Here is a 26,639-nt window from a genome sequence, read left to right as displayed (position 1 = left end):
CCGACAAGCCGGACCGCTCCGGGATTTCAGCAGGCGTCACCTACAAACAAGCGCCAACAGGGAGTTCGCCCATGAGCGGATCACGCAGCACTGCAAAGTCTGAAGTCGTTCTGCTGGCCACCCACAAAAAACTCGCGACTCACGAAACCGTGGTTCAGCAAGCTTTGGGCGAGCGCATCGCCAGGCTGCTGGGCGCCAGATTCGTCGGAGCCTACGACCCAGCGCTACACAAGGGTCAGGCCCCCTACTACATCCCCTCCGACACCTTGATCGGCAAAAAAGAAGGCGATGCGCTTAACATTCGCAGCGTCGATGACTTCTTCGGTGGTTTGATCGACTACCCGTTCATGGCGACCAAAGCCATCTCTCATCCCCTGCTCAAGGACGCCACGGCCCAGCCGCCGGGGTGGTCCGAGCGCTTTTTTGAAGAAGCGGCCGACGCGGTTCTGACAGGGTTCAGCGTGTTCAATGAGGCCGATGCCAGACGCGCGGGCCGCCATTTGCTCAAAGATGGGCCGGTGCGGGTCAAACCCGTGTTGGCCACAGCGGGTCGCGGTCAGGTCGTGGTCAATTCCGAAGCCGATCTGGACAAGGCCATCGCCGACCAGGACATGGCCGAGGTCGAGGAATGGGGGCTGGTGCTGGAAGAGGATCTGAGCGATGTGATCACCTACAGCGTCGGCCAGGTGCAGGTCGCGGGCATCATGGTCAGTTATCACGGCACCCAGAGCCTGACACAAGACAACAATGGCGAGACGGTCTACGGTGGCTCACAGCTATGGCTAGTGCGAGGCGACTACGACGAACTGCTCAAGCTCGATCTGGATGACGACGTACGCCGTTCGGTTACCCAAGCCATGAGCTACGAAAAAGCGGCGCTGGATTGCTTTCCCGACTTCCTCGCCTCACGCCGCAACTACGACATCGCCCACGGCACCAACTCCCGCGGCGAGGTGTGTTCAGGGGTGCTGGAACAGTCGTGGCGCATTGGTGGTGCCAGCCCGGCCGAGGTGGAGGCGTTGGTGGCGTTCGCTGCCGACCCTGCCTTACAGCGCATTCGCGCCTCCAGCCACGAGATCTACGGGCAGACCACATTGCCTGCCGATGCCCACGTTCTCTACGAAGGCGACGACCCAGAGGTCGGCCTTATCAGCAAATTCACACAGGTCCAGCCTTATGACCGTACGCAGTGAAACCATCGACATCAGCGTCAGCGACGACCACATCTCCGGCACCATCCTCACCCCCGGCGCGAAAATGCCAGGCATCCTTTTTGTCCATGGTTGGGGCGGCAGCCAGCAGCGCGATCTGGCGCGAGCGAAGAACATCACCGGTCTGGGTTGCGTGTGCCTGACCTTCGATTTGCGCGGCCATGAACGCACCCACGAAATGCGCGCCTCGGTCTCTCGCGAGCACAGCATGGAAGACCTGTTGGCCGCCTACGACCGACTCGCCAGCCATCCCGCTGTGGACAACAACGCGATCGCGGTGATCGGCAGCAGTTACGGTGGGTATCTGGCAACCATCCTCAGTGGCATGCGGCCTGTGCGCTGGCTGGCGTTGAGAGTGCCGGCGCTGTACTGGGACGCCGACTGGGACATGCCCAAACAGGCGCTGGACCGGGACAAACTCGCGCACTATCGCCGCTCGGCCGTGACCGCCGCAGATAACCGTGCTCTGGCGGCGTGCAAGGATTTCCAGGGTGATGTGCTGCTGGTGGAATCGGAACAGGACGACTACGTACCCCACGCGACGCTGATGAGTTACCGCACCGCATTCGATATGGCCCATTCGCTGACCTATCGCCTGCTTGATGGCGCCGATCATGGGCTGAGCAGCGACACCAGTCAGCATGCCTACACGACGCTGTTGACTGACTGGATCAGCGAGATGGTCATCGGCTCGCGGCTTGTGGATTACCCGCATCATTCGGCGGCGTATTCCTGAGTCAGGATAACCCCTGCAGGTTTCGTGTCGGTCGCGAGATTTCGTCACGCTACAAAACCTGTGGGAGACGCCGGAGGTCACGACGGCAGCGATAGCGGTACATCCGGCCACTCGATAGWGACTGACCCACCGCTATCGCGGCTGTCGCACAGCTCCAGCAGCTCCCACAGGCCTTGTGCCGGTCACAGGATTTTCGCCACGCTGCTAAACCTGTGGAACACGCCGCTCCAGCAGCTCCCACAGGCCTTGTGCCGGTCACAGGATTTTCGCCACGCTGCTAAACCTGTGGAACACGCCGGAGGTCACGACGGCAGCGATAGCGGCACACCCGGCCACTCGACGGTGACTGACCCAACGCTTTCGCGGCTATCGCACAGCTCCAGCAGCTCCCACAGGGCTCGTGCCAGTCGCGAGATTTCGTCACGCTGCCAAACCTGTGGGAGACGCCGGAGGTTACGACGGCAGCGAAGCGGTACATCTGGTTACTCCACTGCGCCTGACCCACCGCTTTCGCGGCTGTCGCACAGCTCCAGTAGCTCCCATAGGTCTCGTGCCAGTCGCGAGATTTCGCCGCGCTACACAACCTGTGGGAGACGCCGGAGGTCACGACGGCAGCGAAGCGGTACATCTGGTTACTCCACTGCGCCTGACCCACCGCTTACGCGGCTGTCGCACAGCTCCAGCAGCTCCCACAGGCCTTGTGCCGGTCACAGGATTTTCGCCACGCTGCTAAACCTGTGGAACACGCCGGAGGTCACGACGGCAGCGATAGCGGTACATCCGGCCACTCGACAGTGACTGACCCACCGCTATCGCGGCTGTCGCACAGCTCCAGCAGCTCCCACAGGTCTCGTGCCAGTCGCGAGATGTCGCCGCGCTACACAACCTGTGGGAGACGCCGGAGGTCACGACGGCAGCAATAGCGGTATATCAGGCCACTCCACTGTGCCTGACCGACCGCTATCGCGGATGTCGCACAGCTCCAGCAGCTCCCACAGGTCTCGTGCCAGTCGCGAGATGTCGCCACCCTGCTAAACCTGGGGAGACGCCGGAGGTCACGACGGCAGCGATAGCGGCACACCCGGCCACTCGACGGTGACTGCCCACCGCTTTCGCGGCTGTCGCACAGCTCCAGTAGCTCCCACAGGTCTCGTGCCAGTCGCGAGATTTCGCCGCGCTACACAACCTGTGGGAGACGCCGGAGGTCACGACGGCAGCGATAGCGGTACATCCGGCGACTCAACGGTGACTGACCCAACGCTTTCGCGGCTGTCGCACAGCTCCAGTAGCTCCCACAGGTCTCGTATCAGTCGCGAGATTTCGCCGCGCTACACAACCTGTGGGAGACGCCGGAGGTCACGACGGCAGCGATAGCGGTATATCAGGCCACTCCACTGTGCCTGACCGACCGCTATCGCGGATGTCGCACAGCTCCAGCAGCTCCCACGAGTCTCGTGCCAGTCGCGAGATGTCGCCACCCTGCTAAACCTGGGGAGACGCCGGAGGTCACGACGGCAGCGATAGCGGTACATCCGGCCACTCCACTGTGCCTGACCCACCGCTTTCGCGGCTGTCGCACAGCTCCAGCAGCTCCCACAGGCTTTATCCCGGTCAAAGGATTTTCGTCACGCTGCAAAACCTGTGGGAGACGCCGGAGGTCACGACGGCAGCGATAGCGGTATATCAGGCGACTCCACTGTGACTGACCCACCGCTTTCGCGGCTGTCGCACAGCTCCAGCAGCTCCCCCAGGCTTTGTGCCTGTCACAGGATTTTCGTCACGCTGCAAAACCTGTGACCTCAGGCGTCTCCTACAGAGACTGTACCGGTCTTGAACGCTGAGATCGGCGCAGCTTTGTATGAGCCACCCTTCGCTCTACAGATCAGATCACAGACAGATCGCCATCATTCGCCGATGCATCCACCCGGCTGTCGAACCCAGGCGTGAGAATGATCTTGCGGCAGTCTTCTTCGCGCTTGTCGAAAATCGCATACCCCTCTGCCGCTTCTTCCAAAGACAGGCGGTGGGTGATGATCGCCTCGGGCGCCAGGGCTCCTTCCTCGATCAGCTTGAGCAACTCCGGCAGATAGCGATGCACATGGGTCTGGCCCATCTTGAAGGTCAGGCCCTTGTCGAACGCATCGCCGAACATGAAACCGTGAATGAAGCCCGCGTAGACGCCGGGCACGCTGACCGTACCGCCACGTCTCACCGCAGCGATGCATTGGCGCAACGCCTTGCCGCTGCTGCCTTCGAGCTTGAGGGTAGCCAGAATGGTTTCGGTGGTGCTGCCCTTGGCTTCAAAGCCCACGGCATCGATCACGGCGTCGACCCCGCGCATACCTGCGGTCTGGCGAATGAGGGTGTCGGCCGGATCATCGTCTTCATCGAAGTTGATCGGAATCGCGCCGTAGGTGAACTGCGCATAGGCCAGACGATAGGCATGGTGATCGACCATGAAGATCTTCTCGGCGCCGAGCATTTTCGCGCAGGCGGCGCTGAGCAGTCCCACAGGCCCCGCGCCATAAATCGCCACGCTCGAACCTTTGCTGACTCCCGCATTAAGCACTGCCTGCCAGGCGGTGGGCAGGATGTCGGAAAGGAAAAGTACCTTCTCATCGGCAAGCGTACCGGGGACTTTGAACGGCCCAACATTGCCTTTTGGCACTCGCACATACTCGGCCTGCCCGCCTGGCACACCGCCGTACAAATGGCTGTAGCCGAACAGCGCCGCGCCGGGAGCGATGGACTTTTTGTTGAAAATCGCGCCACGGCCGGTATTGGTGGTTTCGCACGCCGCGAATGCATCCATCTGACAGAAGAAGCAACTGCCGCAGGCGATCACAAACGGAATCACCACACGATCACCCGGCTTGACCGCCGTGACCTGCGGCCCGACCTCTTCGACGATTCCCATGAACTCATGGCCGAAGATATCGCCCTGTTCGGTAGCCGGAATTTTCCCGCGATACAGATGCAGGTCCGACCCGCAGATGGCGGTCGCAGTGACCTTGAGCAGCACATCATCGGCTTCCTGGATGATCGGATCGGCAACGGTTTCGACACGCACGTCGTGGGCGCCGTGATAAGTCAGTGCACGCATAAAGATCTCCTTGTCTTGCCGGCAAAACGGCCGAGGCAAACGGCTTCTGAGAAAGCATGAAATAAGGATAGGCGCGGACACGGTGAAGTTCAGGGAGGCGGATATGAGGTGACCAGCGGGGAGAGTTTTGCTTGCGCCCCCCCCCTGCAGCAGTCCGGCTTGCCGGCCGTAGCGCACTCAGAATCGCCGCCGGCAAGCCGGACTGCTACGGGTAACTGCATTGAAAGGAAGACGTGCGCTCCCGATGGAATTCAGGCGATATTGAGCATCGAATACAGTCTCGCTCATCGGGAGTCATCATGAGTTCATCCCCCATGCGCATCTGCATCGCGGGCGCTGGCGCCATCGGTTGCACACTGGCGGCCCGCATCGCGCTCAGCGGACGCCCGGTCAATGTGTTCGCTCGCGGTCGCACCCTGACGGCTCTGCAGCGCAACGGCGTTCATCTGCAGGATCTGACAGGTCGTCATCACGTCAAGGTCAATGCCAGCGACAGCGCCGAAGCACTCGGCGAGCAGGATCTGCTGTTTCTCTGCACCAAAGCGCCTTCACTGAGCGACCTGCTGCCCAACATCAGCCCGCTGATCGGCCCGAATACCATCGTGGTACCGGTGATCAACGGCGTGCCCTGGTGGTATTTCCATCGCGAAGGTGGCCGCTTCGATGGCAATCGCGTGGAGACTGTCGATCCCGATGGCCGCATCACCGACACCCTGGATCTGCACAAGGTCATCGGTTGTGTCGTCTTCATCACCGCCCAGAGTTCGGCCCCGGCCGTGGTGAAAACCCACAACCCGTATCGCATCATCTTCGGCGAACTGAACAACCAGCTGACCCCTCGACTGGAGAGCCTGCGTACGTTGATCGAAAGCGCCGGAATCGAAGCGCAGGGCACCGACCGTATTCGCGATCAGCTGTGGACAAAAATCATCGCCAACCTCACGTCCAACCCGGTGTCCGTGGTCACCGGCGCGACGCTGGAGCAGATCTACGGCCTGCCGGACATGCGCGAACTGGCGCTGGCGACCTTCAATGAAGCGCTGCAAGTGGCGGCTGCGTATGACGCCAAGCTGAGCATGGAACCCACGACCTTCATGCAATTCGGTGCGAGCATGGGGCCGGTGCGCACCTCGATGCTGCAGGATTTCGACAAGGGACTGCCGCTGGAGCTGGCGGCTATTGGCGATGCGGTGCTGGAGTTGGCGCAGAAGGTGAACATTCCGATGCCGATCACGAAGAGCGTGCTGACATTGGCGAGGTTTTGCGGGGAGCATGCGCACCATAAGGAGCATGGGCGGCATTGATGAACAGAGGCGAAGCGTCCAGAGCGGCATTCCCACGCGGAGCGTGGGAATGATCAAGGATTACCGATCAGGTAATCGGCGCCGGGTTGAACAAGGTGATGTCGTTGTGCAAACGGTAGTGTTCGGTCCAGGTCTTCTTCTTGCCGCTGGCGACATCGAGGTAGAAATGGAACAGCTCCCAACCCAGGTCTTCGATACTGGCGCGACCTGTTGCAATGCGCCCGGCATCAATGTCGATCAGATCCGGCCAACGCTGCGCCAGCTCAGTACGGGTCGAGACCTTCACCACCGGTGACATCGCCAGGCCATACGGCGTGCCGCGACCGGTGGTGAACACGTGCAGGTTCATACCGGCAGCCAACTGCAACGTGCCGCAAACGAAATCGCTGGCCGGTGTGGCGCAGAAGATCAGGCCTTTACGGTTAACGCGCTCGCCAGGGCCAAGCACCCCGTTGATCGCGCTGTTGCCGGATTTGACGATCGAGCCCAGGGACTTCTCGACAATGTTTGACAACCCGCCCTTCTTGTTGCCCGGCGTGGTGTTGGCACTGCGGTCGGCTTCGCCCTTGGCCAGATAACGGTCGTACCAGTCCATCTCGCGCACCAGCTCTTCGGCCACTTGCGTGGTTTCGGCGCGGGAGGTCAGCAGGTAGATCGCATCGCGGACTTCGGTCACTTCGGAGAACATCACCGTCGCACCGGCGCGCAACAGCAGATCCGATGCGTAGCCCAGCGCAGGGTTGGCGGTGATGCCGGAAAACGCATCGCTGCCGCCGCACTGCATGCCCAGAATCAACTCGGACGCCGGCACGGTTTCGCGACGACGCTGATCGAGTTTCTTCAGACGCACTTCAGCCAATTCCATGATCTGCTCGATCATTTCATTGAAGCCGTGTTTCGAATCCTGCAGGCGATACATCCACGATTCGCTGAGATCGACCGACGGGTCGTTCTCGTGCATGACCTGATCGGCCTGCAACTTCTCGCAGCCCAGACCGATCACCAACGCCTCGCCACCCAGGTTCGGATTGCGCGCCAGGTTGCGCACGGTACGGATCGGGATGTACGCGTCCTTGGCCGTGATCGCCACGCCGCACCCGTAGGTGTGGGTAATCGCGACCACGTCATCGACATTCGGGTATTTGGGCAGCAACTCTTCGCGGATACGCTTGACCGCAAAATCCAGCACGCCGGTAACGCACTGCACGGTGGTGGTGATACCCAGAATGTTGCGCGTGCCCACGGTGCCGTCGGCGTTGCGATAACCCTCGAAGGTAAAGCCTTCCAGCGGCTCACCCTTGCCCGGCACCTCGGTGGACAGCGGGAGGCTGTCCAGTGGCGGCGCGCTTGGCATGCGCAACTGATCTTCCTTGACCCAACTGCCCCGGGGAATCGGTTTCAGGGCATAACCGATGGTCTGCCCGTAGCGAATCACCGCCCCACCCTCGGGGATATCCACAGTGTTGACCTTGTGGCTCTGTGGCACGTTATCGATGGTCACCAGACCATTGTCGAATTCTGTCCCCGCCGGTACGCCCTGGTCATTGACCACGACGACAACGTTATCGCGCTCATGCAAGCGGATGTAACGTGGCGAGTCGGCATGCTGGATCAAGTTCATCACGGTTTTCCTCAGATTTTCGCTTCAGAAAGCTTGCCTGCTTCGCTGGCTGGCAATTCACCCTGCTTTGGGGTGTCTTTCAATTCCACACGTTTGATCTCGCCCACGATAAACACGTAGCTGATCACTGCCACCAGTGCGTTCGCACCGACGAACACCAGCGCCCATTTGAACGAGCCAGTGGAGCTGATGATGTAACCGATGACGATCGGCGTGGTGATCGAAGCGATGTTACCGAACATGTTGAACAGACCGCCGCTCAAACCGGCGATTTGTTTCGGCGAAGCATCGGACATGACTGCCCAGCCCAGCGCGCCCACGCCCTTGCCGAAGAAGGCCAGTGCCATGAAGCCCACCACGACCCATTCGATGTCGACATAGTTGCAGGTGACGATCGAGGTCGACAACAGGAGACCGCCGATGATCGGCGCCTTGCGGGCAAAAGTCAGCGACTTGCCGCGACGCAGCAACCAGTCGGAGATGATCCCGCCGAGCACGCCACCGATGAACCCGCAGATCGCAGGCAACGAGGCAATGAAACCCGCCTTGAGAATGGTCATGCCGCGTTCCTGAACCAGGTACACCGGGAACCACGTCAGGAAGAAGTAGGTGATGCCGTTGATGCAGTACTGCGCCAAGTAAATCCCCAGCATCATGCGGTTGGTCAGCAACTGCTTCACGTAGTCCCATTTCGGACCGCCGCTCTTGCCTTTGCCCTGGTCGTTGTCCATGTCGACCATGCCGCCGTTGTTGGCGATGTGATCGAGTTCTTCTTTGTTGATCATCGGGTGATTGCGCGGGCTGTGAATGACTTTCAGCCAGATCAGCGAGAACACGATACCGATACCGCCCATCACCACGAACACATGCTGCCAGCCGAAGGTGTAAACGATCCAGCCCATGATCGGGGCGAACAGAACGGTGGCGAAGTATTGCGCCGAGTTGAAGATCGCCGAGGCAGTGCCGCGCTCGGAAGTCGGGAACCAGGCGGCAACGATACGTGCGTTACCCGGGAAGGAAGGCGCTTCGGCCAGGCCTACCAGGAAGCGCAGCATGAACAGCGCGACGATGGCGGTGGAGAGGCCGAATTCACCGACATAGCCTTGCAGCACGGTGAATAGCGACCAGGTGAAAATGCTCAGTGCGTAGATCTTCTTCGAACCGAAGCGGTCTAGCAGCCAGCCGCCAGGGATCTGACCGGCCACGTAGGCCCAGCCAAAGGCGGAGAAGATATAACCGAGGGTGACGGCGTCGATGCCGAGGCTTTTTTGCAGACTTGAGCCAGCGATGGCGATGGTTGCACGGTCGGCATAGTTGATCGTGGTCACCAGAAACAGCATGAGCAGGATCAAATAGCGGACGTGAGTCGGCTTGGTTTTTTGCATGTTCGAAAACTCCCACTAATTATTTTTTTGCGCGGGTTAAACGATCTTTTATGTGTGTGCTGCTCGCCTCTGCCCCTAAATCCAGATGCGATTGAAGCAAGTGTCACGGTCACGCCTAGGGCAAAACTCACGCGAAGGCGACCTTGCCTGCGCGAACTGCCTGAAACGGGAAATTCAGGTGCCTGAAAAACCAGGCTCGGAGGGCAAAAAACCGCTGATCGCTCAGCGGTTTTGCGTCAAGTCAGCGATTACTGCTGGCCTTGCTTGTCCATCAGAGCTGCGAGCATCTCGAACTCTTCTTTGGTCAGGTCGGTCAGCGGAGCGCGGACTGGACCTGCGTCGTAACCGGCGATTTTCGCGCCAGCCTTGACGATGCTCACCGCGTAGCCGGATTTGCGGTTACGGATGTCCAGGTATGGCAGGAAGAAATCGTCGATCAGCTTGCCAACGGTTTCGTGATCGTCTTTGGCGATCGCGTGGTAGAAGTCCATCGCCAGCTTCGGTACGAAGTTGAACACGGCCGAGGAGTAAACCGGCACGCCCAGCGCCTTGTAGGCTGCTGCGTAGACTTCGGCGGTCGGCAGACCACCCAGGTAGGAGAAGCGGTCACCCAAGCGACGGCGGATCGAAACCATCAACTCGATGTCGCCCAGGCCGTCTTTGTAGCCGATCAGGTTCGGGCAGCGCTCGGCCAGTTGTTCCAGCAGGGCTGGCGTCAGGCGGCAGACGTTACGGTTGTAGACGACAACGCCGATCTTGACCGACTTGCAGACTGCTTCAACGTGGGCGGCAACACCGTCCTGGCTGGCTTCGGTCAGGTAGTGAGGCAGCAGCAGCAGGCCTTTGGCGCCCAGACGCTCAGCTTCTTGAGCCATGGCGATGGCTTGACGGGTAGGACCACCTACGCCGGCCAGGATAGGCACGGTTTTTTCGCAGGTGTCGACGGCAGTCTTGATGATTTCGGAGTATTCGTCGCCGGTCAGGGAGAAGAACTCACCTGTACCGCCTGCGGCGAACAGTGCGGAAGCGCCGTAAGGGGCCAGCCACTCCAGACGTTTGATGTAACCAGCGCGGTGGAAATCGCCCTGGGCATTGAAATCGGTAACCGGGAAGGACAGCAGACCGTGGGAAAGGATGGACTTCAGTTCTTGTGGATTCATTATTCGAACACCCTGGGAAGCTAATTGTATGAATGGATCACCAGACCTGCGCTGATGTCGTAAGTCATCGTACAACTAGGAATGAGATCACTCAATAGGGGTGTGGAATTATTTATCTGTCGAGGGGATGAGCGGTGGTCCGGCGGGATTTCCCTGGCCCTGCGGCAGTCCTGTTTGCAGGCAGCGACGCCCATTCAAGCTGCCGCCGCCGGCAAGCCGGACGGCTACAACGGCCTGGCATCGATGCGGTAATCAGGTCGTACGACCCCAAGCGCGCGGCGACTCGACCCTCTCGCAGGACTGTTCCGTAGTCCACCCTCTCACCCGCTTGTAGGCCATCTCTGAAGTTGATCCGACACCCCCCTCTCCGCGCTTTGATGCGATTCCCCCAATCGTTACAGTTCCTTCGCAGCATCAACGGACCACTCACAGCAGGGACATGGCATGGCAATTGACGCATTTCTGAAGATCGACGGCATCCCGGGCGAATCACTCGACGCACAGTTCAGCAACTGGATCGAAATGGAGGACTTCGATGTCGGCGCCAGCCAGTCTGCCTCCGCCACGACCACCAGCTCGGGAGGCGCATCCAGCGGCCGGGCGCGAATGAGCGACCTGTTCTTTCGTAAAGCCGTCGACAAGGCAACACCCAAACTTCACGAAGCCTGCTGCAGCGGCAAGCATTTCAAAGAAGTGAAGATCGCGCTCAATCGCGCCGGGACCGAGAAGGTCAAGTATATGGAGATCACCCTTGAAGAAGTGATCATTTCCTCCGTATCACTGGCCGGAAATGGCAGCGTCGAGGGCGGATTTCCAAGTGAAATCGTCCGTTTCAACTACGCAAGGATAAAGATCGCTTACATACAGCAGCAACGCTCCGATGGATCGGGCGGCGGGCAGGTTGTCGGGGGTTGGGACGGCGTGGCTAACAAGGTTTATGCCTGATAACGATATGCTGGAGGGATCCATACATGGCTAAAACCAACGAATCCAATCCGAATCTGGTTTATTGCACTTATGTGCTGAACGATGAGCCCATGAGTCGACTGGTGTGTGACGGGGTGTCTTACGATGCGTTTTCTGGCGACACTGCGGAAAATTACGTTAATAAGGTGCGCTATCAGGATGTTCCAAAATTGGGCCCACTGCCATTGGGGAAATATTACATCCTCGACAGAGAGTCGGGCGGAAGAATGGGGTGGCTTATACAACCCATTAAAGATTTATCTGCAGGTACCGACCGAAGCCAGTGGTTTAGCCTATACCGGGACGACGGAGTAATTGACGACCTTACCAGTATAAACAACATCCAGCGCGGAGCTTTTCGGATACACCCTGCAGGTCCAAAGCGAATCAGCCAAGGTTGCGTGACACTAGACTCTCAAATCGCATTTCACGAACTCAGGCAGTCGATAAAAAACAAATCCGGCGAAACCTTACCCGGCAGAGGAATTAAATATTACGGAATATTGGAGGTCATCGAGGAAAGATCGATCACTTTCCAATGATCAGGCACCCAAAAACACCTCATGGAGACAGAGTCTTGTTGATAGCTAATGGATAACTGCGCATCCGGCATAGCGAAGCTAATTTTGGTAATGCTAGCGAAAACTTTCTTTACATTCACGCTTTCGGTATTACTTGGGTACGTCGTGCTCAATTTAGGTCCAGTCCACTGGGTGCTCGACAGCGAAATTGGCTTCAAATATCACATTTCCCTTCTTACAAAACTCGGATGGGATGGGATAGAGGACGCTTTAGATTCACTCATCATAATGTCGTATAGCGCCATGCTGCCACCATCAACCTGGATATGTAGCTTGCTTACTCGACATCTCAGCGTCAGAAAATCAAGAAGCAATCGAACATGACAGCTTATAGATCATTAATGAAACTCACAGCGATACTCTTAGAAATCTCATTCACTCTCACCCTGTCTGGGTTACTGGCCTACGCCTTGATGAATCTAGGTCCCGTTGAATGGATACTTCACACACGCATAGACTCAGATGCTCATGGGTGGCTGCTCAGCGCTATGGGTGTGGAAGGCATCGAATACACGTTGGACTCAGTCATCATAATGTCATTCAGCGCCATGCTGCCGCCATCAATCTGGCTATGTCGATCACTTACACGTTATTTACGGTCGGTAAAACTCAGGGCGATCAATCATGCGAGTTAAGAAGTTGATCAAAAAAATCCCGGTATTTCTCGCACAACTTGCTTTTACGCTTTCACTCACGGTGGGCCTGGGTTATTCCGTGCTGAACCTGGCGCCCGTCAGATGGGTGCTCAACAGCGGAGCGGGATCGGGTATCCATCAGTGGTTGCTGAACTCAATGGGCAGCAAAGACCTGAGCGATATGCTGGATACCTTCACCCTCATGTGGCTGAGCATGACGCCGTCGCTGGCCATCTGGATCTGTGTTTTGCTGACCCGATACCTGCGCAGAAGGCTGAGCGTGCATGCTCCTGCTCAGCCCTAGGACATAGCATCGCAAGGTGAGGTCGTATAACAGACCTCAAGCCCGCTGTGACTCTGCCTCTTCATGGGCATGACGCAGGCGCTCACGGCTGTTGGTCAGGTGCAGGCGCATCGCGGCGCGCGCGGCGTCGGAGTCCTGACGGGCGATGGCGTCGTAGATTTCTTCGTGTTCGCGGCTCAGACGGTTCATGTAGTGCTGCTGGTCGTCGTGGGCCAGGCGTGCGGAATTCAATCGAGTACGCGGGATGATGCTGGTACCCAGGTGATTCATGATGTCGGTGAAGTAGCGATTGCCCGTGGACAGTGCGATTGCCATGTGAAACTGGAAGTCCGCACCGACCGCGTCGCTGGCGTGGGCAGCGCTTTCATTGAGGGCATCGAGTGCGGCGCGCATGTCGGCCAGTTGCTCGACGGAGCGACGTTGGGCGGCAAGGCCCGCGGATTCGACTTCAAGGCTGATGCGCAACTCGAGAATCGCCAGAACATCGCGCAAGGTGACGATGGTCGCCGGATCGATGCGAAAGCCACTCGGGCTCGGCGTGTCGAGAACGAAGGTGCCGATGCCATGGCGGGTTTCCACCAGACCGGACGCCTGAAGGCGCGAGATGGCTTCGCGAACGACGGTACGGCTGACGCCCTGCTCTTCCATGATGGCGGATTCAGTGGGCAACTTATCGCCGCGCTTGAGCTGACCGCTGCGAATCCGCTCGGAGAGTTCGGTTACCAATTCCTGCGCAAGGCTGCGGTGCTTTCTACGTGCGCGAGGCGGAGCACTCTGATTTTCCATATCCAACATGCATCTCTAAATACGCTGAAGGGCTGATAATAGCTCACCGGGTTGTACGATCACATAACAAACCCGGCGAGTTCGTAGGTTTTTGCGGCACTTTGGCACTGCAACAGCCCGATGGCGCCCTTAAACCACCGCTTCGGGATGCGGTTGCTCCTGAAGCTGACCACCTTCGATACGCAGATGCCGACGATGGAAGCGCTTGAGACTGCTGCGATGACCGATGCTGAGCAGGGTCACACCAGGCAGCTCGTCGAGCAGGGCCTGATACAGCGCCGCTTCGTCCTCTTCATCCATGGCCGAGGTCGCTTCGTCGAGATACAGCCAGTCAGGCGCGAACAACAACGCACGGGCAAATGCCACGCGTTGCTGCTCGCCGGGCGACAGCATGCGCTGCCAATGATTGGTTTCGTCCAGACGCGGCACCAGATGGTTCAGGCGGCAGGTTTCCAGCACCTCAGCGAAGCGCTCAGCCGGATAGACCTCGGGCGCTTGTGGATAACTCAGTGCTTCACGCAAGGTACCGATGGGCAGATACGGCTTCTGCGGCAGGAAGAAGGCGCGCCTGGCCGGGAGTTTAACCGCGCCATGCCCCTCGTTCCACAACCCACCCATCGCCCGCAGCAGGGTGCTTTTACCGCTGCCGGAGCGGCCGCTGAGCATGACTTTCTCGCCAGCGGCAATGTCGATGTTGGCGTTGTTCAGCAACTGGCGCCCACCTGCCAGCGACAGGTCCAGACCTTGCAGGTGCAGGGCATTGCTCTCGTGGCTGACCTTGATGGTCGGCACGCGGGCTTCGTTTTCGTCCATTGCCTGACGGAAGCTGAGCAGACGATCACAGGTCGCACGCCATGATGCGAGGCTGGCGTATGCGTCGATGAACCAGCTGAAGTTCTCCTGCACATTGCCGAAGGCCGAGTTGATCTGCATCAGTCCGCCCAGTTCGATCTTGCCGGCGAAGTAACGCGGTGCTGCAACGACGAAGGCAAAGATGATCGCGATCTGAGAATAGCCCGCGGTGAAAAACGTCAGGCGCTTTTGCACCTTCATGATGGTCCAGAAGTTGCTCCAGACCATCCCGAAGCGCGCGCTAAGACGCTGGTTTTCGTTGACCTCGCCATCGGACAGGGCAATGCTTTCGGCGTTTTCGCGGACCCGCACCAGCGAGAAACGCATGTCCGCTTCGTAACGCTGTTGCTGGTTGCTGAGCACGATCAGTTTTCGACCGATCAGGTGCGTCAGCCAGCTGCCGACCGCAGCGTAAATCAGCGCGGCCCAGAACATGTAGCCGGGAATGGTGATGCCGAACAGCTCGATGCTGCCAGACACGCCCCACAGGATCACCGAGAACGACACCAGACTGACTACCGTGCGCAGCAGGCCGAGGCTCAGGCTCAGGGTGTCGGAGGTGAAGTTGTTGAGGTCTTCGGACAGACGTTGGTCAGGGTTATCGGTGTAACCACCCTGCTCCAGCCGGTAGTAATTCTTGTGGGCAAGCCACTTGGCAAAGTGCTTTTCGGTGAGCCAGCGACGCCAGCGAATGGTCAGCATCTGCGTGAGATAAAGCCGGTACACAGCGCCGAGGATGGCGATGGCGGCGATGCCGCAGAAGTACAGAATCAGATGGGTGAATGCACCGAGATCCTTGTTCTGCAAGGCGTTGTAAAAGTCCCGGTACCAACTGTTGACCAGCACGGAAATAAACACGCTGAACAGCGACAGCACGATCACGGCAATGAGCAGCACCCAGGCCATGCCTTTTTCTTCACTGCGCCAATACGGCGTGACCAGGTTCCAGACCCGGGAAAAGAAACTCCCCGGCACAGAGTCATTGACCCTGGATTCATCGATATCAAAATTCATGGTATTGGCTCGACGGCAGGCATTTAGTGGCGTTGGCACCAATGTGCCAGACGCCACACACGGTCTTCCATGAATAAATCTTTATGTAGCCATCCCTGTTTAGCGGCGGACCGGCCGCTTCTGCAACTTGCGCTGCAAAGTGCGTCGATGCATCCCCAAAGCCCGTGCGGTCGCCGAGATATTGCCCTCGTGCTCGGTCAGAACGCGCTGAATGTGTTCCCACTGCAGACGGTCCACCGACATCGGGTTTTCCGGCACCAGGGTGTCCAGATCGGCGTGTTCGGACAGCAGCGCTGCCAGTACATCGTCGGCGTCTGCCGGCTTGCACAGGTAGTTGCAGGCGCCGCGCTTGATCGCTTCGACAGCGGTGGCGATGCTCGAATAACCGGTCAGTATCAGGACACGCATTTCCGGGTCCAGTTCCAGCAGCTTGGGCAACAGCACCAGCCCCGAGTCGCCTTCCATTTTCAGGTCGACCGTGGCGTAGTCGGGGATGTCCTGCTGGGCGAGGGTCAAGCCTTCTTCGGCAGAACTCGCGGTGCTGACCCGGAAGCCACGGCGGGCCATGGCACGCGCCATCACGCGGGTAAAGGTGGCGTCGTCGTCCACCAGCAACAGGTGCGGCAGCTCTTCGCCTTCGACCTGGATTTCGTCAGTCATGCTTCATCTCCTGTTGCGTTCCGGGGCAGGCGCAGCTCGGTGAGCGTGCCGCCTTCCTCGTGAGGATAGAGTTTCACCGAGCCGCCCGCGCGGGTCACGCTGGCCTTGCTCAGAAACAGGCCCAGACCGAAGCCTTTGCCCTTGGTTGTGAAAAACGGTTTGCCGATCTGTTCGGCGACGGCCAGCGGTACGCCTGCTCCGTGGTCGCGGATGCTGATGCTGATTTCCACGGCGCTCCAGTCCAGGTTCACTTCCAGACCTTCCGGGCACGCGTCGGCAGCGTTGTTGAGCAAGTTCAGCAGGGCCTGAGTCAGATCGGGAGGCGGCGCGACCATCGGTACATCGCCCTGCCCCAGACGCTGGAAGCGGTAAGTGGCTTCCGGGCGCATCAGATGCCAGCGATTGAGCGCCTGATCGAGCCAGTGGGTGACGGTCTGTTCCTGCACCGCCAGCCGGCGATTGGCCTCGGCGGCACGAACCAGTTGCTGGAGGGTCTCCTTGCACAGCTTGACCTGATCCTGCAGCACCGACAGATCTTCCTGCAACGCAGGGTCCTTGTGGTCCTGCTGCATCTCTTTAAGCAGCACGCTCATGGTCGCCAGCGGGGTGCCCAGTTCGTGGGCGGCGCCGGCGGCTTCGGTGGCCACAGCCAGCAATTGCTGATCGCGCGCGCCCTCTTCCCGGCGCAACGCGCGCATCTGTTCCTGACGGCGCAGCTCTTCGGCCATGCGCGCGGCGAAGAAAGTAATCACGCCCGCCGCCAGGGCGAAGCTAAGCCACATCCCGTAGATCTGCATCTTCTCGCGGGCGATGGCGAATGCCTGGACTGGATAGAAGTTGGCGAGCATCAAGGTGTACAGCGCCAGGGCGATGCCGGAGAGGATCAGCGAATAGCGCCACGGCAGGGTCACGGCGGCGATGGTCAATGGCACCAGATAGTAGGAAACGAACGGGTTGGTCGAGCCACCGGAAAAATACAGCAGCGCGCTGTGGATAAACAGGTCGAACGCCAGTTGCACGGCGTATTCGAGTTCGGTCACCGGCCAGGAAGTACGCAGGCGGATGGCTGTCAGTAGGCAGACAATGGCGGAAAAGCCCAAGGTGATATCCAGTTGCAGCCAGGGCAAGGACAGCAGATTGAACAGGTAGGCGATGCCCACCGAGCCGGCTTGGGCGCCCAGCACCAGGATGCGGACGAACGTCAGTCGCCAGAGGTTCTGGCGGGTGGCAGAGAGTAGTTGTACGGGGGCGAGCATGAGCTCTCCTGATGAGCGCTCCAGGCGAATCGCAACGAGTATAACCAATGCGACAGCGCTTTCCTGCCAAGTGCGTCAAAGCGCCACAGTTTTGTGCATCAATAAGGTCGCTGTTATCCCTCGCCATTGACCTCTAACAGGCCGGAACAAGATCCCGGTATTACAGTCTGATGGGCATCCGTGCGACGGGCGCATTGAAGTGCGCCGCGTACGGTTCGTCAAACAAGGAGTTTTTATGCTCAGCCTTCGTCCCACCGCCAGTTTTTTCACCCTCGGCGCAGCCGTGCTGACCAGCACCGCCGCTCTCGCCAGTTCCCCCGCCAAGGCCGACGACGTTCATTACAACCAGATTTCGGTCCGGGCCGAGGTCAATCAAGAGGTCCAGCGCGACCTGATGACCGTGACCGTTTACACCGAGTCGCAAAATGCCGACCCGGCCAAACTGGCAGCCGGCATCACTGACACGTTGAACAAAGCCCTGGGCGACGCGCGCAAGGTCAAGGAAGTGACCATCCGCCAGGGCAGCCGCAACAGCTATCCGATCTATGACGATAAAGGCCAGAAGATCACCGGCTGGCGCGAGCGTGCCGAACTGCGCCTGGAAAGCCCTGACTTCGCAGCCCTGTCAAAACTTACCGGTGAGTTGCTGGGTGGCGACATGAAGATGGGCGGCATGGACTTCTCTATCTCCGACCCTGCCCGCAAAGCCAGCGAAGACACCCTGCTGAAAAGCGCAGTCACCGCCTTCAAGGCCCGCGCGCAACTGGTCACCGACGCTCTCGGCGGCAGTGGCTACAAGCTCGTCAACCTGAACCTCAACACGTCGGGTTATCCACAGCCCTACCTGCGTGCCCCGGTCATGATGATGAAAGCCGCACGCGCCGACGCAGCGCCAACACCTGAAGTCGAAGCCGGCACCAGCCAGGTCAGCGTCACCGCCGACGGCGTGATCGAAGTCACCCTGCCTTGATGCAACACCGCGGCAGCCAAGGGCTGCCGCAATTTCCTCTGTCAGTCTCCCCGTTTTACCCACCGCTGGATGGCGCCTTCGTCATTGAGCCGGTTGCTCCCTCCTACGCCCGCCAGCGACTCGCCCGATTTGCAGATCCCTCCCGATCCATACAATCACATTCACTCCACTGAACAACGCTCTGCCATGGAACGGCCTGCTCCTTTAACGACAGAACACGGCCTGGCGAAACTCAATCCATTGAAGGATGAATCCAGACATGAACTCGAAAAAATCCGCTCGCTTTACGTCCGGTAGCGAAAACGCTCAACAACCGGTGACCCTGCACAGTAATTTTGCAGTGACACAACTCACTGCCATCGCCCTGGAAAGCCAGCCCGCCCAGTTCACCCTGGCCATGGCCCCCATATTCGGCTACGACCTGCCACCCGATGCCTATAACGCGTTGCGCGATGCATTAATCGCCGGAGCGCTACCAAACCCGACCATCGAGTTGGTGACTGAGGGGACATACGCGGCTGAATATGACAACAAAGACCGAGTCATCCGAATTCACGCAGGCACCTTGAGGCAGGCAATTCAGGCCCCTGAAAGCTCTTGGGAGTTGCTGGCCATTCTGCTTCACGAGTTTGGTCATCACATTGATAACGTGCTGCGCAACGATCTGGCCCCGCGATTTCCTAATGGGATCATCGGTATAGCATCCGACTCGCCAGCGGAGGAAGGCTCACGCTACGCAAATGCCATGGCCGCCTTGCGAGCACCGCGAATTAACAATGTCGTAATCGCAAGTTATTCGCTCGCCGATGGCCAGACATTTTTCATTGAAACGTCATACGGTGCGGCGATGGAGCACATCGTTCAGACCCAGATTGACAGTGAGGGACTGACAACGGACTCAGGCAGATTCGAGAAATTCGAGGCAGGCGTGGGCAGTAATGGGCATTTCACCCACAACCGTATAAGAGCGAGTCTCGTATTACTGGGGTTTTCGGAAGAAGAACTGCAGAAGATCGAGTTTGGCAGTTGGCTACGCGATCACTCGCAATTGATTGACCCCAAGCTCGTTCGACCGGAGGGAAAACCCGTAAACTTCCCAGCCGTATTGGGCCGCGACGCACTGACGCGGATGGTCGATATCCTTGCCGCCCGTGAATTCAGCGCGTTGCGCGCAGGCTCACCCGATGAATACACGGTCACCCAGGAAAACCTGGGGGTGTACCGGGCAAGCCAGCACATCGACAATCCGCGTGTGGAAAATCCCTTACCGGACGACCCAACCGCCGTAGATCCTGATTTCGAACCATGGCCGCGCCCCGGCGATCGACGGCTGCAGATCGATCCCGAACGTTCGATGAAGATTTATCTCCAAGACTCGATCGCACAGATGTACTGGGACTTGGAAGCCGCAGTGGCCGGCGGACTCCCTCATGCCCTCACCGACATTGATGCCAAGTGCACGAACGAGGGGCTACGCCGGTTTGGCGCCGGATTGCACATCCTTGAAGACTTTTTTGCTCATTCCAACTTTGTCGAACTGAGCTTGATAAAGGCCGGTTACAAGGTTTTGCCATGGACTGCTCCCTCTGACTGCAAATGGGGACTGCCTGTGGTCACGGGGATGTTCGGCTCGACCGATGTCATAGCCAGTCTTGCCACGCCTATCGCAAAACTATTGATGCCCGATGGCCTTTTCGACTTCACACCGAGTGAACCCGGCCATCGCTCGGACACCGAAAAAATGATGCTCATTCTGCTCAAGGAGCAGGGGAAGCTCACTGAGCTCGCGGCACTGATAGGCTGGCTCCACCTGCGGGACCGTTGGGCCGCACTCCCTGGCAGCACCGCCTTTGAATTTGGTGTGTGGCTCGCCAGCACCCCGAGGCGCGGGTTGGGAAATCTCGTTAAAACGGCATTTGCAGGCTCTATTATTTTGATCGGTAACAGCATCGACGATCTTCAAACCGCACAAGGCGATCCTAACGAGGATAACTCGATCGACCCGACCCACTCTCAGCTGTCCAAGGATCACGCTGAGCACCCGCTCCATGCACTGGCTGCTGGCCTGGCATTGAGCGCTATACGCCAGGTCGCAGCGGCCATGCTACAAAGCTGGGAAAGGGAGCCGGATGCAGCCGATCCAGCCGAGATCGCTGCGTCCTTCTTTAGCCATCCTCAAGACAGCACCTGGCAGGACGAACTGGTTGAGGAGTGGGCGTTAGAAAACCCGGACAAGATTCGTAAAGCAGCCTCGAAATCTGACCTTGAAGAACTTAACTACCAACTCAAGACAGCGAAAAGAAAGGCTTTTCAAGAGTTCGCAAAAAATGGCCTTGCCAGTCATGAATATGTAGAAAAGCATTTTGAGGACTTATTCGGTAAAGAGTAACGAACTCCTGCCTCAACTCCGAAGAACCTGGAGCCTTGTAGAAAATCCAGGCAGTGCGGCATTCTTCGCTGTCTATCTGTTCGCTTGCCGATCACCAGACAGCGCGTTGCCGCGCTTTTCGAGGCTCTCATGGAAAGAACGTTTCGCCCTCTCATGCTGACAGCCGCCTTGTTGGCCTGTGCGCCTCTCGCCCAGGCAGCCAGCGATTCTCGTACGCTCGTCTATTGCTCCGAAGCCAGCCCTGCGGGCTTCGACCCCAGTCAGTACACCAGCGGCACCGAATTCGACGCATCAGCGGAAACCGTCTTCAACCGGCTGACCCAGTTCAAGCGGGGCGGCACCGAAGTGGAGCCGGGCCTGGCGACAAAGTGGGAAGTGTCCGACGACGGTCTGACCTACACCTTTCACCTGCGTCCGAGTGTGAAATTCCACACCACCGATTACTTTAGGCCGACGCGCGATTTCAACGCCGACGACGTTCTGTTCACCTTCAACCGGCTGCTCAACGCTGACGACCCGTTTCGCAAGGCCTACCCCTCCGAGTCGCCCTACTTCACCGACATGGGCATGAACACCACCATCAAGCAGGTCGAGAAGGTGGACGACCAAACGGTTCGCTTTCACCTGAACAACATCGATGCGGCATTCATCCAGAACCTGGCGATGAGCTTCGCATCGATCCAGTCTGCCGAATATGCAGCTCAATTGCTCAAGGAAGGCAAGGCAGGCGACATCAATCAGAAGCCCATCGGCACCGGGCCTTTCGTGTTCAAGCGTTATCAGAAGGACGCGCAGATCCGTTACGTCGGCAACAAAGACTACTGGAAACCGGAGGACGTGAAGCTCGACAACCTGATCTTCTCGATCAACACCGACTCTGCCACTCGCCTGCAGAAGCTCAAGACAGGTGAATGTCAGGTCAGCGGCTATCCACGCCCGCAGGACATCGAAGAAGCGCAGAAGGACCCGAATCTGAAGGTGCTGAGCCAGGCCGGTTTCAACCTGGGCTTCCTGGCCTACAACGTCACCCATCCGCCGCTGGACCAGCTCAAGGTGCGTCAGGCGCTGGACATGGCCATCGACAAACCGGCCATCATCAAGGCGGTGTACCAGGGCGCTGGCCAGCTGGCGCAGAACGCCCTGCCTCCTGCGCAGTGGAGTTATGACCCGAACATCAAGGACGCACCTCATGACCCGGAGAAAGCGAAACAGCTGCTCAAAGAAGCCGGCGTAAAGGAAGGTACCCAGATCAATCTGTGGGCCATGACCGTGCAGCGCGCTTCCAACCCGAATGCGCGAATGTCGGCGCAGATGATTCAGTCCGATTGGGCGAAGATCGGCATCAAGGCCAATATCGTCAGTTATGAATGGGGCGAGTACATCAAGCGCGCCAAAGCGGGCGAGCACGATGTGATGATCTATGGCTGGACAGGCGACAACGGCGACCCGGACAACTGGCTCGGCGTGCTCTACAGCTGTGCTGCGGTCAATGGCAGCAACTACGCCAAATGGTGCAATACCGGCTACGACAAACTGGTGACCCATGCAAAGCTGACGGCTGATCGTGACGAACGCATCAAGTTGTATCAGCAAGCTCAGAACATCCTGAAAAACGACGTGCCGATCACGCCGATTGCCAACTCCAAGGTATTCCAACCCATGCGCAAGGAGGTACAGGACTTCAAACTCAGCCCGTTTGGCCTGACACCCTTTTATGGCGTGAGCCTCGCCAGGTAGCCCCACAAAAAAACAACAGTCAAGTAACACTTGTGGCTCAGTCGGGTGCATTCGCAACGTCGCGACGCACCAGATTGGTGCCACAAAGATACCGTTATGCGACACGCAAACGTTCAACCGCGTCAAAAATTATAGTTTTGCGACATTCGTGTACGTTCGTGCCACTCTTTGACACTTGATTGGCGCCAGCATCTTGCTTTGGGTATGGCGCCTGCATAAGTATCCGCGGGACCGACCCACAAGGTCGTACCCTCAATTAAAAAATGACAACAACTGAGGCCACCATGCTCAAAAAAGCGGTCATTCCGTTTCTTCTCGGCGCAGGTTTGATCGCCAGCGCTCCCTTCGCTCAAGCAGCATCGAACCTGGTGTTCTGCTCCGAAGGCAGCCCCGCTGGTTTCGACCCAGGTCAATACACCACCGGCACCGACTTCGACGCTTCGGCCGAGACTGTTTTCAACCGTCTGAGCCAGTTCGAACGTGGCGGCACCGCCGTAATTCCAGGCTTGGCCACCAGCTGGGACGTCTCCCCGGACGGCCTGACCTACACCTTCCACCTGCGTGAAGGTGTCAAGTTCCACACCACGCCGTACTTCAAACCGACGCGGACCTTCAATGCCGATGACGTGCTGTTCACGTTCAACCGCATGATCAACAAGGACGACCCGTTCCGTAAGGCGTACCCGACCGAATTCCCGTACTTCACCGACATGGCGATGGACACCAACATCACCAAGATCGAGAAGGTTGACGATCACACCGTCAAAATGACCCTCGGCACCGTCGACGCTGCGTTCATCCAGAACCTGGCAATGAGTTTCGCGTCCATTCAGTCCGCTGAATACGCAGCTCAACTGCTCAAGGAAGGTAAAGCCGAAGACATCAACCAGAAGCCGATCGGCACTGGTCCGTTCGTGTTCAAGAGCTACCAGAAAGACTCCAATATCCGTTTCACCGGAAACAAGGATTACTGGAAGCCTGAAGACGTCAAAGTCGATAACCTGATTTTCGCCATCACCACTGACGCTTCGGTTCGTGCTCAGAAGCTGAAGAAAGGCGAGTGCCAGATCACTGCCTACCCACGTCCTGCAGACCTCGCACCACTGAAGGCCGACCCTGCGCTGAAGATGCCTGATCAGGCCGGCTTCAACCTGGGTTACATCGCCTACAACGTGATGCCGACCATCAAGGGCGACAGCAAGCCTAACCCGCTGGCCAAACTGGAAGTTCGTCAGGCGCTGGACATGGCTGTCGACAAGAAAGCCATCATCGACGCGGTGTATCAGGGCGCAGGCCAACTGGCCGTCAACGCCATGCCGCCGACCCAATGGTCCTACGACACCACCATCAAGGATGCGCCGTACGACGTCGCCAAGGCCAAGGAACTGCTGAAAAAGGCAGGCGTGGCCGAGGGCACTGAAATCACCCTGTGGGCGATGCCGGTTCAGCGTCCGTACAACCCGAACGCCAAGCTGATGGCCGAGATGCTCCAGAACGACTGGAAGAAGATTGGCATCAACGCCAAGATCGTTTCCTACGAGTGGGGCGAGTACATCAAGCGTGCCAAGGCAGGTGAAAACGGCGCGATGCTGATTGGCTGGAGCGGCGACAACGGTGACCCGGACAACTGGCTGGGCACGCTGTTTGGCTGCGACGCGGTCAACGGCAACAACTTCGCCAAGTGGTGCGACAAGCCGTTCGACACCCTGATCCATCAGGCCAAGGAAACCACCGACCAGGCCAAGCGCACCGAGCTGTACAAACAGGCTCAGCACTTGCTCAAAGACGCGGTTCCAATGACTCCAATCGCCCACTCGACTGTCTACCAGCCGATGCGCAAGGAAGTTCAGGACTTCAAGATCAGCCCATTCGGTCTGAACTCGTTCTACGGTGTGAGCGTCAGCGGTAAGTAATACCTCTAAATGACTGCACGGTCGCGTTATCTTCGGATAGCGCGACCGTGTTGTTGTGTGCGTGATTCATGAACGAAAATGAATATCGTTAGACGCGTAATTTCAAACGCTAAGAATTTGCCTACTAACGATATATATTTTTCCTACAACTATTTAAGAAGCCTGAAGTATTTACTGTGCGGCGCGACCGGCATACCGTCTCGGATGCCCGCAATTGATACTTGCTATCTATCTGTCGGCCGGGTGTTTCCTCGCCGCTGAAAAGCCATTTGCGCAAACGATTGCGGTGGTTTTCCGGCTATTGCAGGTCATTCGCTTCTAAGACGATAAGGATTGTCATGCGTAAAAATATTGTTGTGCCATCACTGTTGACCGCAGGGTTGTTGGCTGTTCTGCCTGTCGCAAATGCGGCTAGCAAAAGTCTGGTGTTCTGCTCTGAGGGCAGCCCTGCTGGTTTCGATATCGGCCAGTACACCTCAGGCACCGACAACGATGCCGCAGAGCCGATCTACAACCGACTCGCCGAGTTCGAGCGCGGCCAGACCAGCGTCGTACCTGCGTTGGCGACGAGTTGGGATGTTTCGGAAGACGGGCTGACCTATACCTTTCATCTGCGCGAAGGGGTGAAGTTTCACAGCAACAAGATGTTCACTCCGAGCCGCGACTTCAATGCCGATGATGTGCTGTTCACCTTCAATCGCATGTTGCACAAAGACCATCCGTTCCGCGTCGCTTATCCCACCGAGTTCCCGTACTTCACCAGCATGGGCCTGGACAAGAATCTGAAGTCGGTTGAAAAGACCGGACCTATGACAGTTGTGTTTTCACTGAATAAAGTGGACGCGGCATTCATTCAGAATATAGCGATGAACTTCGCGTCCATTCTGTCTGCAGAATATGCTGACAAACTGATGGCATCGGGTGATGTTCGCGATATAAACCAATCGCCGATTGGTACCGGACCTTTTGTATTTCAGCGCTACCAGAAAGACTCGCAGATTCGTTATATCGCCAACAAGCAGTTCTGGGATCCGGGCCGGGTAAAGATCGATCTACTGATTTTTGCGATCAACACCGACGCATCGGTGCGCGTGCAGAAACTCAAGAAGAACGAGTGTCAGGTCACCTTCAATCCGCGTCCTGCGGATGTGGAAGCGCTGAAGGCCGACAAACAGCTCAAGGTCATCGAGAAGCCGGGGTTCAACCTCGGTTACATCTCTTACAACGTGCGTCATGCGCCGCTCGACAACCTGCAGGTTCGTCAGGCGCTGGACATGGCAGTGAACAAGCCGGAGATCATCAAGGCCGTGTATCAGGGCGCGGGCCAACTGGCGCAGAACGCCATGCCCCCGACTCAATGGGGCTACGACGAATCGGTGAAGGACGCACCTTACAACCCTGAAAAGGCCAAGGAGCTGCTGCGCGCGGCGGGCGTGAAAGAAGGCACCGAACTGACACTCTGGGCCATGCCGGTGCAACGCCCCTACAACCCCAACGCCAAGCTGATGGCGCAGATGCTTCAGGCTGACTGGGCCAAGGTCGGCATCAAGACGCGAATCGTCAGCTATGAATGGGGCGAGTACCTCAAGCGCAGCAAGAACGGCGAGCACGACATTTCGCTGATCGGCTGGACCGGTGACAACGGGGACCCGGACAACTGGCTCGGCACGCTCTACAGCTGCGCGTCCATTGGCGGCAACAACTACTCGATGTGGTGCGACGAGAGATACGACGCGCTGGTCAAGGCCGCCGTCGCCACCGCTGACAAGAATCAACGCATCGATCTGTACCAGAAAGCTCAGCACTACTTGAAGGAACAAGTGCCGATCACACCGATCGCTCACTCCACGGTCAGTCAGCCGCTGCGGGCTGAGGTCGAGGGTTTCCAGGTGAGCCCTTTCGGCCGCAACAACTTCTCAGGCGTGACCATCGCCGAATAACCGTACCACCGTGCCGCAGGCGATTTTCGTCTTTGGCACCGCTTTATCCGCAATCCGCGCAATCGAGCAAAAAAGGCCCACAAGGCCGCACCACCAAAGCCGGCTAATTCATAAAA

The 26,639-nt window shown here is 58.2% G+C and carries 19 protein-coding genes; 11 read left to right on the top strand and 8 right to left on the bottom strand.

The window, feature by feature from the left end:
- Positions 1 to 71: 71 nt before the first annotated feature.
- Both BWR59_RS10920 and BWR59_RS10915 read left to right on the top strand, forming a co-directional pair.
- Positions 72 to 1,193 (top strand): DUF3182 family protein, encoded by a 1,122-nt coding sequence (locus BWR59_RS10920; RefSeq protein WP_081565652.1) that lies wholly within the window; start codon positions 72 to 74, stop codon positions 1,191 to 1,193.
- The gene (locus tag BWR59_RS10915; RefSeq protein WP_081565651.1) at positions 1,177 to 1,947 is read left to right on the top strand and encodes an alpha/beta fold hydrolase; all 771 of its coding nucleotides are present in this window, start codon (positions 1,177 to 1,179) and stop codon (positions 1,945 to 1,947) included. Before BWR59_RS10920 ends, BWR59_RS10915 begins: the two co-directional genes overlap by 17 nt.
- Before the next feature lie 1,882 nt (positions 1,948 to 3,829).
- Here BWR59_RS10915 and BWR59_RS10910 read toward each other — a convergent pair.
- On the bottom strand, positions 3,830 to 5,050 hold the full coding sequence (locus BWR59_RS10910; protein ID WP_081565650.1) for a zinc-dependent alcohol dehydrogenase: 1,221 nt from the start codon (positions 5,048 to 5,050) through the stop codon (positions 3,830 to 3,832).
- Between the two features lie 299 nt (positions 5,051 to 5,349).
- Between BWR59_RS10910 and BWR59_RS10905 the strand changes: the two genes are divergently transcribed.
- Positions 5,350 to 6,354, top strand: a complete 1,005-nt coding sequence (locus BWR59_RS10905) for a 2-dehydropantoate 2-reductase (protein ID WP_178111224.1) — start codon at positions 5,350 to 5,352, stop codon at positions 6,352 to 6,354.
- Positions 6,355 to 6,421: 67 nt separating this feature from the next.
- Here BWR59_RS10905 and garD read toward each other — a convergent pair whose 3' ends face one another.
- From garD to kdgD, 3 genes are all read right to left on the bottom strand, one after another.
- On the bottom strand, positions 6,422 to 7,975 hold the full coding sequence (gene garD, locus BWR59_RS10900) for a galactarate dehydratase (RefSeq protein ID WP_081565649.1): 1,554 nt from the start codon (positions 7,973 to 7,975) through the stop codon (positions 6,422 to 6,424).
- Positions 7,976 to 7,986: 11 nt separating this feature from the next.
- A complete protein-coding gene (locus tag BWR59_RS10895; protein ID WP_081565648.1) occupies positions 7,987 to 9,360 on the bottom strand; it encodes an MFS transporter in 1,374 nt (457 codons plus the stop codon).
- Positions 9,361 to 9,608: 248 nt separating this feature from the next.
- Positions 9,609 to 10,520 (bottom strand): 5-dehydro-4-deoxyglucarate dehydratase, encoded by a 912-nt coding sequence (gene kdgD / locus BWR59_RS10890; RefSeq protein ID WP_081565647.1) that lies wholly within the window; start codon positions 10,518 to 10,520, stop codon positions 9,609 to 9,611.
- A gap of 444 nt (positions 10,521 to 10,964) precedes the next feature.
- Here kdgD and BWR59_RS10885 point away from each other — a divergent pair, with 444 nt between their 5' ends.
- The 3 genes from BWR59_RS10885 to BWR59_RS10875 all read left to right on the top strand — a co-directional run bounded on the left by BWR59_RS10885 (position 10,965) and on the right by BWR59_RS10875 (position 13,006).
- Positions 10,965 to 11,465, top strand: coding sequence for a type VI secretion system tube protein Hcp (locus BWR59_RS10885; RefSeq protein WP_081565646.1), 501 nt, complete (start codon positions 10,965 to 10,967; stop codon positions 11,463 to 11,465).
- A gap of 26 nt (positions 11,466 to 11,491) precedes the next feature.
- On the top strand, positions 11,492 to 12,028 hold the full coding sequence (locus BWR59_RS10880; protein WP_081565645.1) for a DUF2778 domain-containing protein: 537 nt from the start codon (positions 11,492 to 11,494) through the stop codon (positions 12,026 to 12,028).
- 663 nt (positions 12,029 to 12,691) lie between these two features.
- A complete protein-coding gene (locus tag BWR59_RS10875; protein ID WP_081565644.1) occupies positions 12,692 to 13,006 on the top strand; it encodes a hypothetical protein in 315 nt (104 codons plus the stop codon).
- A 36-nt stretch (positions 13,007 to 13,042) separates the two neighbouring features.
- On the opposite strand, the gene BWR59_RS10870 is transcribed toward BWR59_RS10875, so the two are convergent.
- The 4 genes from BWR59_RS10870 to BWR59_RS10855 all read right to left on the bottom strand — a co-directional run bounded on the left by BWR59_RS10870 (position 13,043) and on the right by BWR59_RS10855 (position 17,574).
- Positions 13,043 to 13,792, bottom strand: a complete 750-nt coding sequence (locus BWR59_RS10870) for a FadR/GntR family transcriptional regulator (RefSeq protein ID WP_081566020.1) — start codon at positions 13,790 to 13,792, stop codon at positions 13,043 to 13,045.
- 129 nt (positions 13,793 to 13,921) lie between these two features.
- Positions 13,922 to 15,658, bottom strand: a complete 1,737-nt coding sequence (locus BWR59_RS10865) for an ABC transporter ATP-binding protein/permease (protein WP_081565643.1) — start codon at positions 15,656 to 15,658, stop codon at positions 13,922 to 13,924.
- Between the two features lie 99 nt (positions 15,659 to 15,757).
- Positions 15,758 to 16,318: a response regulator transcription factor gene (locus BWR59_RS10860; RefSeq protein WP_074756039.1), complete on the bottom strand. Its 561-nt coding sequence runs from the start codon at positions 16,316 to 16,318 to the stop codon at positions 15,758 to 15,760.
- Positions 16,315 to 17,574, bottom strand: coding sequence for an ATP-binding protein (locus tag BWR59_RS10855; RefSeq protein ID WP_081565642.1), 1,260 nt, complete (start codon positions 17,572 to 17,574; stop codon positions 16,315 to 16,317). Before BWR59_RS10855 ends, BWR59_RS10860 begins: the two co-directional genes overlap by 4 nt.
- Positions 17,575 to 17,809: 235 nt before the next feature.
- Between BWR59_RS10855 and BWR59_RS10850 the strand changes: the two genes are divergently transcribed.
- The 5 genes from BWR59_RS10850 (at position 17,810) to BWR59_RS10830 (ending at position 26,523) form a co-directional block, all read left to right on the top strand.
- Entirely contained in the window at positions 17,810 to 18,544 is a 735-nt protein-coding gene (locus tag BWR59_RS10850; protein ID WP_081565641.1) for an SIMPL domain-containing protein, read from the top strand.
- A 259-nt stretch (positions 18,545 to 18,803) separates the two neighbouring features.
- On the top strand, positions 18,804 to 20,933 hold the full coding sequence (locus BWR59_RS10845; protein WP_168184477.1) for an HET-C-related protein: 2,130 nt from the start codon (positions 18,804 to 18,806) through the stop codon (positions 20,931 to 20,933).
- A 129-nt stretch (positions 20,934 to 21,062) separates the two neighbouring features.
- Positions 21,063 to 22,670 carry an ABC transporter substrate-binding protein gene (locus BWR59_RS10840; RefSeq protein WP_081565639.1) on the top strand — a complete coding sequence of 536 codons (1,608 nt, stop codon included), beginning with the start codon at positions 21,063 to 21,065 and terminating at the stop codon, positions 22,668 to 22,670.
- 284 nt (positions 22,671 to 22,954) lie between these two features.
- The gene (locus tag BWR59_RS10835; RefSeq protein ID WP_081565638.1) at positions 22,955 to 24,583 is read left to right on the top strand and encodes an ABC transporter substrate-binding protein; all 1,629 of its coding nucleotides are present in this window, start codon (positions 22,955 to 22,957) and stop codon (positions 24,581 to 24,583) included.
- Between the two features lie 338 nt (positions 24,584 to 24,921).
- A complete protein-coding gene (locus BWR59_RS10830) occupies positions 24,922 to 26,523 on the top strand; it encodes an ABC transporter substrate-binding protein (protein ID WP_081565637.1) in 1,602 nt (533 codons plus the stop codon).
- Positions 26,524 to 26,639 lie beyond the last annotated feature (116 nt).

Source organism: Pseudomonas sp. Bc-h, from assembly GCF_002080045.1.
Classification (GTDB): domain Bacteria; phylum Pseudomonadota; class Gammaproteobacteria; order Pseudomonadales; family Pseudomonadaceae; genus Aquipseudomonas.
This window is presented reverse-complemented; position numbering and strand designations above follow the sequence as displayed.

Excerpts from the sequence above, each read along its gene's own strand:
- BWR59_RS10920 (WP_081565652.1), top strand. The coding sequence starts at position 72 with ATGAGCGGATCACGCAGCACTGCAAAGTCTGAAGTCGTTCTGCTGGCC.
- BWR59_RS10915 (WP_081565651.1), top strand. The coding sequence starts at position 1,177 with ATGACCGTACGCAGTGAAACCATCGACATCAGCGTCAGCGACGACCAC.
- BWR59_RS10910 (WP_081565650.1), bottom strand. The coding sequence starts at position 5,050 with ATGCGTGCACTGACTTATCACGGCGCCCACGACGTGCGTGTCGAAACC.
- BWR59_RS10905 (WP_178111224.1), top strand. The coding sequence starts at position 5,350 with ATGAGTTCATCCCCCATGCGCATCTGCATCGCGGGCGCTGGCGCCATC.
- garD (WP_081565649.1), bottom strand. The coding sequence starts at position 7,975 with ATGAACTTGATCCAGCATGCCGACTCGCCACGTTACATCCGCTTGCAT.
- BWR59_RS10895 (WP_081565648.1), bottom strand. The coding sequence starts at position 9,360 with ATGCAAAAAACCAAGCCGACTCACGTCCGCTATTTGATCCTGCTCATG.
- kdgD (WP_081565647.1), bottom strand. The coding sequence starts at position 10,520 with ATGAATCCACAAGAACTGAAGTCCATCCTTTCCCACGGTCTGCTGTCC.
- BWR59_RS10885 (WP_081565646.1), top strand. The coding sequence starts at position 10,965 with ATGGCAATTGACGCATTTCTGAAGATCGACGGCATCCCGGGCGAATCA.
- BWR59_RS10880 (WP_081565645.1), top strand. The coding sequence starts at position 11,492 with ATGGCTAAAACCAACGAATCCAATCCGAATCTGGTTTATTGCACTTAT.
- BWR59_RS10875 (WP_081565644.1), top strand. The coding sequence starts at position 12,692 with ATGCGAGTTAAGAAGTTGATCAAAAAAATCCCGGTATTTCTCGCACAA.
- BWR59_RS10870 (WP_081566020.1), bottom strand. The coding sequence starts at position 13,792 with ATGGAAAATCAGAGTGCTCCGCCTCGCGCACGTAGAAAGCACCGCAGC.
- BWR59_RS10865 (WP_081565643.1), bottom strand. The coding sequence starts at position 15,658 with ATGAATTTTGATATCGATGAATCCAGGGTCAATGACTCTGTGCCGGGG.
- BWR59_RS10860 (WP_074756039.1), bottom strand. The coding sequence starts at position 16,318 with ATGACTGACGAAATCCAGGTCGAAGGCGAAGAGCTGCCGCACCTGTTG.
- BWR59_RS10855 (WP_081565642.1), bottom strand. The coding sequence starts at position 17,574 with ATGCTCGCCCCCGTACAACTACTCTCTGCCACCCGCCAGAACCTCTGG.
- BWR59_RS10850 (WP_081565641.1), top strand. The coding sequence starts at position 17,810 with ATGCTCAGCCTTCGTCCCACCGCCAGTTTTTTCACCCTCGGCGCAGCC.
- BWR59_RS10845 (WP_168184477.1), top strand. The coding sequence starts at position 18,804 with ATGAACTCGAAAAAATCCGCTCGCTTTACGTCCGGTAGCGAAAACGCT.
- BWR59_RS10840 (WP_081565639.1), top strand. The coding sequence starts at position 21,063 with ATGGAAAGAACGTTTCGCCCTCTCATGCTGACAGCCGCCTTGTTGGCC.
- BWR59_RS10835 (WP_081565638.1), top strand. The coding sequence starts at position 22,955 with ATGCTCAAAAAAGCGGTCATTCCGTTTCTTCTCGGCGCAGGTTTGATC.
- BWR59_RS10830 (WP_081565637.1), top strand. The coding sequence starts at position 24,922 with ATGCGTAAAAATATTGTTGTGCCATCACTGTTGACCGCAGGGTTGTTG.